The sequence below is a fragment of the Cupriavidus sp. OV096 genome (assembly GCF_900115455.1).
Taxonomy (GTDB): domain Bacteria; phylum Pseudomonadota; class Gammaproteobacteria; order Burkholderiales; family Burkholderiaceae; genus Cupriavidus.
The window spans coordinates 44,711-52,206 of record NZ_FOWM01000019.1 but is presented as its reverse complement, the minus strand read 5'-3'; the positions used below and the strand labels follow the sequence as shown (position 1 = coordinate 52,206).

At 64.7% G+C, this 7,496-nt stretch carries 5 protein-coding genes; all 5 read left to right on the top strand.

What is annotated here, in order from left to right; translation table 11 throughout:
• Window positions 1-130 precede the first annotated feature (130 nt).
• Window positions 131-1,792: a T6SS phospholipase effector Tle1-like catalytic domain-containing protein gene (locus tag BM115_RS26335; RefSeq protein WP_092301678.1), complete on the top strand. Its 1,662-nt coding sequence runs from the start codon at window positions 131-133 to the stop codon at window positions 1,790-1,792.
• Window positions 1,793-1,807: 15 nt separating this feature from the next.
• Window positions 1,808-2,059 carry a PAAR domain-containing protein gene (locus tag BM115_RS26330; RefSeq protein WP_092301675.1) on the top strand — a complete coding sequence of 84 codons (252 nt, stop codon included), beginning with the start codon at window positions 1,808-1,810 and terminating at the stop codon, window positions 2,057-2,059.
• A gap of 10 nt (window positions 2,060-2,069) precedes the next feature.
• Window positions 2,070-3,302 carry a hypothetical protein gene (locus BM115_RS26325; RefSeq protein ID WP_143093947.1) on the top strand — a complete coding sequence of 411 codons (1,233 nt, stop codon included), beginning with the start codon at window positions 2,070-2,072 and terminating at the stop codon, window positions 3,300-3,302.
• The gene (locus BM115_RS26320) at window positions 3,302-6,736 is read left to right on the top strand and encodes an ImcF-related family protein (protein ID WP_177220023.1); all 3,435 of its coding nucleotides are present in this window, start codon (window positions 3,302-3,304) and stop codon (window positions 6,734-6,736) included. Before BM115_RS26325 ends, BM115_RS26320 begins: the two co-directional genes overlap by 1 nt.
• A 110-nt stretch (window positions 6,737-6,846) precedes the next feature.
• Window positions 6,847-7,488 carry a hypothetical protein gene (locus BM115_RS26315; RefSeq protein ID WP_143093946.1) on the top strand — a complete coding sequence of 214 codons (642 nt, stop codon included), beginning with the start codon at window positions 6,847-6,849 and terminating at the stop codon, window positions 7,486-7,488.
• Window positions 7,489-7,496 lie beyond the last annotated feature (8 nt).

The window sequence follows — 7,496 nt, the reverse complement described above, 5'->3', positions numbered from 1 at the left end:
GGTTTGCCGTGCATTTTCTGCGCGACGGCAATGTCAAGGTGTTCGTGACGATGATGAGTCTCCACCACCCCGACTATCCCTTGAAGGGCGATGAAGCTCGATTGTAGCCAAACCTATTGGAGAGAACGACATGCCTTACAGCATCACGCCGCCGCCGAACATGCCCGCAAGTGGCGTGCGCGACCTTACACCACGGGAGACTATACAGCGAGCCAGGGCAATGGCCTGCATCCGAAAAAAAGATCCTGCCCAGTGCGGTGGCCAGATATATGTGAGCCTCTTCTTCGACGGCACGGGCAACAATATGGACTGGGAAGAGCCAGGCCTCGGCACCACTCAGATGGCCGCCGGAAAACATAGCAACATCGCTCGCTTGTACAAGGCCCGGATCGATAATCCAAGAAGTGGATTTTTCTCCCAGTACATACCAGGAGTCGGCACCCCTTTCCCTGAGATTCGCGACACTGGTGGCTCGCTTGGCCTTGCGGCGGGGTATATGGGCGCGGACAGGATTAACTGGGCGATACTGAGTATCCTGGATTCGGTACACGAGTACCTGACGGAAACTACCTTGTTCGGCACCGGTCAAGTTGGAACCGTCGCTAACCTAGCGAGCAAGACTGGCTTCGAAACTCGATATCGCCGTAGGGTGATGGACACCTGGGAGAAGCGACTGGAAGCGGTCGTAAAGGACCGCGAGCGCAAGGTCACGCACATCAACATCGCCGTGTTTGGCTTCTCTCGTGGCGCGGCCACAGCGCGCGTGTTCGCCAACTGGCTTCTCCAGTGGCTGGAGCAGGAGGATGGCGGCTACCGCCTCGCCGGCATCCCGTTGCGCATCTATTTCATGGGCTTGTTCGATACCGTGGCGTCGGTCGGCGTGGCCGACATGCTGCCCGGTTTCGATGGCCGTATGGACTGGGCGACGCCCGCGAATCTGGATATCCATCCCGCCGTGGAGCAGTGCGTCCACTTCGTAGCGCTGCATGAGCAGCGCGCGAGCTTTCCGCTCGAGCTTGCCGCACGGGCCACGCAGGTAGCGTATCCAGGCATGCACTCCGACGTGGGTGGCGGCTATCGTCCCGGGGAACAGGGCAAGGCGATGCCCGGCGGCGGTCTGTCGTCGCCACATTTGTCCCAGGTTCCGCTTATCGACATGCATCATGCCGCGCTCGTCGGCGGTGTACCGCTCAGGAGCATGGAGGAAATCAAAGCCGCTCCCCTCATTGCCCCAGACTTCGATTGCCCGCCGGCACTGGCGGCCGCAGTGAACAATTTCTTCGACCATTGCGGGATCAAGACGTCGGCGAAGGGCAAGGATGGCGTGGTGGCCGTCCTTCGATCCCACACGCTGCAATACCTGCAATGGCGAGACGGCCTTCTCCGGCCGGGTCGTCTAATGGAGAACCGACGTTTCTTCAGAGAGGCACACCTGAGGACCGACCGGGCGCAACTACGGGAAGCCCTCAAGGATTTCACCGCGCAGCTTGTCGACCTCCGCGTCTGGGCCCAGGACACCGGGGTTGCAGCAGTGGCGCTCGATGGCGTGGCGAGATTGAATCCCATTGCCGGCGCCGTGCTTCGCACTACGCGAGGCCGGCGCGCCGGACCCGTGGATGCCGAGACGCTTCGCATGCTCGAAGCGGTCAGCCTTGGCGCCACATTGCCCCCCGCCGTGCAGCACCTGATGGACGACTACATCCACGACTCGCGGGCCGGCTTCCGGATTGGCGGAATGATGGAGCCGAGGGAGCTGACCGATGGCTACTTCCGCTATCGCCGTGTTTTCTGAATCGGGAGGACGGACATGAGTGATCTCATCCGATTGGGCGACGCCACCGATCACGGCGGCAAGGTGGTCAGCGCCTCCGCCACCATGCGCTACGACGGCCGCGCGGTGGCACGCATGGGCGACAGCGTGTCGTGCCCCCGGCATCCGGAAGTGCGTCCCAACCTGATCATCGAGGGCGATGCTTCCATGCAGGACCATGGCGTGCCCATCGCGCGGCACGGCCATCGCGCCACGTGCGGGTGCAAGCTGATTTCAAGTCTTCTGTGAGGCCCAGTCGATGACAGTGGAATTGCCGCGTTCAACGCTCGACGCCGAGCCACCGGTGCGGCCAGCAACAGCCGTGTGGCTGTGCTTGCTGGCCGCGTTTCTGGCGGCTGGCGCCCTCTTGACCTTGCTGGCGTGGCCCAAGGACGCACCGACAGGAACACCGTGGTTCTGGATGTGCCTGGTCGGTTTTCCGTTGCTCGGGTGGTGCGTGCTATTCGGCTTTCGGCTCCACTTCTACGAAGATGAGATGAACCGTCTGACCGCCACGGCGGACGCCCGACAGCGCGAATTCGAAGCTGCCGTGGCATTCGGCGCCGAGCCGCTAGCGGTGCTCCACGCCGCGTATCTTTGCGCGATGCGGACCGGTTGCGCATCCGGTCTGATGCTGGAGCGGGATTCGGTTCTCGTTGCCCACTCGCCGCGCCCGCATCTGCCGCCGGTTCGCCATTCCAGGCTGCCGCTGGCCGAGGAAGTGGAGCCGGGTGGCCGCTATGCGGAAGTGTTCGAAGCCATTCTCGGACAACTGGAAATGCCGCTACGCGCGTTGCCCCCGAGCGTGCCGCTGGATGTCACGTTGCAGGTGTCCGATGGCGTCGATCCGGCGCCGCTTCGCCACGCCTGGCAGACATGCTGGACAGCCACGGGCCTCCATCACGTTGAAGCCTCGGTCCTCCCAGCCACTGATGGGCTGATGGCGCTCGATGCCTGGCTAGACGAGACGGGTGGCCCGGCGCTGGAACGATTCCGCCTCTTCGTTGCCGTCCAATTGCACGAGACGCCGCCACAGAACAGCGCCGAGGCGGCCGTCGCGCTGCTATTGGGCTGGGCGCCATTGGCGGAGCGGCTTGAGCTGTCCGCCATTGCCACGCTACATCGGCCTGTGGCCGCCGCCCATGGCCTCGCCGACACCATCCGGACAGCCGCGCTGTTCGGCCAGATAACGCCGGATGCCTTGCCACACCTGTGGCAATCCGGCCTGCAGAAGGCCGAGAAGGCGGCCATGCTGACCGAGGGCTCGGATATCGCCCTGGGCGCGGTGCAGACCGATGCATTCGCCGGCGTGCATGACATTGATGCGGCGCTGGGCAACCCTGGCGTGGCCACCCCATGGCTTGCCGCTGCACTGGCTGTAGAGAATGCCCGGCAGCGTGGCGAGCCGCAATTGATTGCGTGCAGGGAAAGCACGCTTTGCCTGGCAGTCGTACGCCCCCCGGCTGGCCCCAAGGAACAGGAAACAACGTGATGACACATCCAAAGAGCCGGGGGTACACCATCGTGGTCTCCGCCATGACGGCGGCGGTCGCAGCCACGGCATACCTGATGGGCGATGGCAGCGACTCCGCCCGGCGGCAAGCGGTCATTGCGATGATCGTGGGCGCCGCAGTGCTCCTGATGCGTGGTCCGGTCGCCGCGGCGTGGAAGGTGCTGGCCGCCCGATCGGCCCGAGACACGCCGCACCAGCGCGATCCGGCAGCGCGCCGGGGCAGGCGGGAGCCCGGCGATGTGGCACTGAAATCGACGGAATATGACAGGCTCAAGCAAGCGTTGCAGGACCCGGGCGCCCGTCATCTGCCTCGTCTGCTGCTGACGGGCGATGACGCCGTCATTGCCGAGTTGCTGCCGGGCATCGTCAACGACCGCTGGCAGATTACCGAAGAAGCGCTTCTGCTGTGGAATCAGACCGGGCCGGATGGCCAACCAGACCGCGCCTGGCTGGATCGACTCCGCAAGCTGCGGGCCGCGCCGGTGAGCGCCATTGTGTTGGTGACACATGGGGAGGCCGATTTACGACCCCAGCGCCGGGGAATCGTCACGCTGGGCATGCGGCTGGACCACATTGCGAAGTCGCTACGCTGGGCGGCGCCGGTCTACGTGCTCGACGTCGCCCGTATCCATGACGTGGCCGGCGACGGGCCCACGTCTGTGATCGGGTGCGAACTGCCGCCGCGAGCCAATGCGGCGGCCATTTCCGTTGCCTTGGGTGAACTGCGGAGCCGCCTGGCGACGCTCGGGATTGAAGCGTTGATCGAGAACGGCCGCGACCGCTTCCTTGCACAGCTATCCCAGCGCCTCGACATCCGTGGCAAGGCGCTGGCAGACTGGATCTTCGGCATGAATGCCCGGCCCGGCACTTTCATGCCGATCCGGGGTGTCGTCTTTGCGCCGGGACCAGGCGCGATGTCGGGCGGATCGGGCTACCATCCCGCTGCAGTCCTGCCGCTTTGGCGCTATGTCGGCGAGCGTGCCAACCGTCTTGGCGGTCGCCGCATCGGCTTCCATCCGGTCACCGTCTTCTCGACCATCGCGCTTGTAGCCATTGGTCTGTGGAGCGCCGGGATGTTGCTCTCCGGCTTCCAGAGTGCCCGCAGCATCCATGCTGCGCAGGAAGCCGTCGATGCCATCGCCGCCGCCCCCAACACCGCCGAGCGCCTTCGTTCGCTGCTTGGCCTGCAACACGAAATCGCGCACTACGCGCCTGATGCCGGCCACCTGGCATCGATCTCCACCCGCCTCGGCCTCAATCGCGACGCCGCCATCGCTTCCGCGCTGTGGGAACTCTACGCCAAACATAGCCGGGAACTGCTTGTCGCGCCGATCCAGCAGAATCTCGAAGATGAACTCGCCGAGCTGGCGCAGGTCCAGGCCGCTGGCCTTGACACGCAAGCCAGCGATTGGGCGCTCCGTGGACGAGAGAGCCTCAAGACGTATCTCATGCTCGCCAACCCGGAACGCGTCGAGCCGGACTTCCTCAAGACCCAACTCGTCCAGTACTGGCAGACCGATGCCCGCATCACGCCGGGCGAGCGCGACGACCTGGCCGAGCGCCTGCTCAAGTTCCACGCCGACCACTTCAAGTCCCATCCTGACTGGCGCATCTCCGCACGCCCGGAGTTGGTAGCAGGCGCGCGCCGGACAGTGCTCGCGGTGATCGACCAGCGCAACGCGCAGGACACGCTCTACAGGCAGGTGATCGACGGGATTGGCGGCCGGTTTCCCGACCAGACATTGGCGTCGCTGACACTCGGCACCGATGCACGCGGGCTGATCCGCGCGAATGCGCTGGTGCCGGGCGCCTACACCCGGCAAGCCTATGAGGACCATGTGGCCGAGGCAATCGAAAGCGTCGCCAAGCGCACGCAGGTCACAAGCGATTGGGTGCTCTCGGGCGCTAGCGCGCCACAGCAGCCTACGTCACCCGCCGACCTCCATGCCGCATTGACAGCCCAGTACTTTGCCGACTATGCCGACCACTGGCAGCGCTTCATGAACAGCCTGCAATGGGAGCCGGCGCCTACGCTGCCGGCCGCCATCGATCAGTTGAAGCTGATGGCGGACGCCCGCCAGTCGCCGGTCATTGCGCTGATGACCTCGCTCGAATATCAGGGCCGGGCTGGAGTCCGGGCTGACTCGCTGTCCGACACGCTTGTAGCCAAGGCGCAGGACATGCTTGGCAAGAAGCCGGCTGGGCCGAAGCGGGTGAAGCCCGCCACCGCCGGTCCCTTGGGACCATCATTCGGGCCGATCACCCGGCTCGTGGCGCAGGATCAGGCCAGCGCCGGCGACCTGAGTCTGCAACGCTTTCTCGAGCGCGCCACGGCATTGCGGCTGCGGCTGCAGCAAGTGAGCAACAGCCCGGACGCCGACGCCCAGGCTCGTCAGATGGCGCAGGCGCTGTTCCAGGGCAAGGCGTCCGAGTTGGCCGATACCCAGGCGTATGCGCGGCTGATCGCCGCCAGTCTGGGTGCAGAGTGGGCGGGCATGGGCGAGGCGTTGTTTGTCCGCCCCATTGCCCAGGCGACGCAAACCGCGCTCCAGCCCGCCCAGGCGAGCCTCAACGCGGCCTGGCGCGAGAGCATTGCCATGGCGTGGGGCCGCTCGTTCACCGGTCGCTATCCGTTTGCCGACACCGCCAACGACGCCTCGCTGCCCGAGTTGGCGCGCTTCCTCAGGCCACAAGGAGGGCTGATCCAGAGTTTCCTCGCCGCGCAGTTGGCCGGCGTGCTGGAACTGCAGGGCGATCAATGGAAGCCAGCTGCTACGGGCGGACAGGCGGTGGCATTTGATCCGGCGTTCCTGGACGCGATCAACCGTCTGCAGCGGATAGGCGTGCGCCTGCTCGCACAGGGGGAGCCGCGTTACCAGTTCGAACTCAAGCCGATTCCCGCGCCTCGCCTGACCGATACGCTACTGACGCTCGATGGCCAGCAACTTCACTACTACAACCAGCGCGAGACATGGCAGGCCATGATCTGGCCCGCAAGCACGCCGGACAGCCCAGGCACCCGGCTGCAATGGCGTACGGAAGCGGCCGGCACCAACAAGCACTATGAGTTCACGGGGCGATGGGGGCTGGTGCGGATGCTCGAGCGCGCCAGCGTCGAGGCGATCGACAGCGCGACGTTCCAGATCACTTGGCACGGCTCACCGGACAGCCTGGTTTCGAATCTTCCGCCAGAACCCGATAGCCTGATGCCCCGCGCAGCGATGCAGCCTGTGTCGAAGGACATCGCCTATCCGATCCGCTACCTGATGCGCACCGAACTCGGCCAAGGGCCGTTGGAGCTGCTGGCATTGCGCGGATTCGTGTTGCCGTCGCGCATCTTCGCCGATCGCGCGCCGACCGCATCGGCGTCGCCCGCTTCGAACCAGACTTCAGGTCTGCGCCCCGTGCCATAAGCCAGCGGCGCTGAGAACATTTGGCACACATTTTCGGAGAATGGCGATGGTAGTGCCCGGCATGGCACTGCAGTATGCGTGGCGTTGCTTTCCAACCTCACCGGACGCGCATGCAAAGACGACATTTTCTGGCCGCATTGGCGGTATCGACCGTAGCCACCAGCGGCTGCGTCACGAGAAAGCTGTTCAAGGAAATCGACAAGCCGAGGTTCCGTGACTACCAGGAGACGGCGAGTCAGATCCTGATCTCACAAGACAAGAAGTCCCTCGTCGTCCTCGGGAAGCGCTATCACTATGTCATGGCGGCGCCGAAGGGCCTGGTCGAGGTCATCCAGTCCGCGCTCCATCCGCGTGTGCGCGCAGTGTTCAGTACCTTTACCGTGGACCTTGACGGCAACGTCATGGGACGCTTGACGCTGAAGGCTGCCGACGCGTTCACGGCGGAGGAAGTGGCGCTCGCCGTCGCCCTTGGTTTTCCGAAGAATTGCGGGACGGAGCGCTGTGGCGCCGCGCAATATACGATCAAAGGCAAGCGGTACGCCGCCGGTGATACCAAATACCCGGATCCGGCGACGCCGTTGAACCAGTCCTACACCATTCCAGTCCGCGAAGAACTCGGCGCCGGCGCCAGGAACGCGCTGGTTCTGCTGACGCCGGTTGCCGTCGCGGCGGATGGTGTGCTCGTGCTTGTCGCGATACCCCTGGTCGCAGCCTTCGCGGTTTATTACGTGGGCAAGGAGAACGTGAGGTGATGCGAGTG

Excerpts from the sequence above, each read along its gene's own strand:
- BM115_RS26325 (WP_143093947.1), top strand. The coding sequence starts at position 2,070 with ATGACAGTGGAATTGCCGCGTTCAACGCTCGACGCCGAGCCACCGGTG.
- BM115_RS26330 (WP_092301675.1), top strand. The coding sequence starts at position 1,808 with ATGAGTGATCTCATCCGATTGGGCGACGCCACCGATCACGGCGGCAAG.
- BM115_RS26315 (WP_143093946.1), top strand. The coding sequence starts at position 6,847 with ATGCAAAGACGACATTTTCTGGCCGCATTGGCGGTATCGACCGTAGCC.
- BM115_RS26320 (WP_177220023.1), top strand. The coding sequence starts at position 3,302 with ATGACACATCCAAAGAGCCGGGGGTACACCATCGTGGTCTCCGCCATG.
- BM115_RS26335 (WP_092301678.1), top strand. The coding sequence starts at position 131 with ATGCCTTACAGCATCACGCCGCCGCCGAACATGCCCGCAAGTGGCGTG.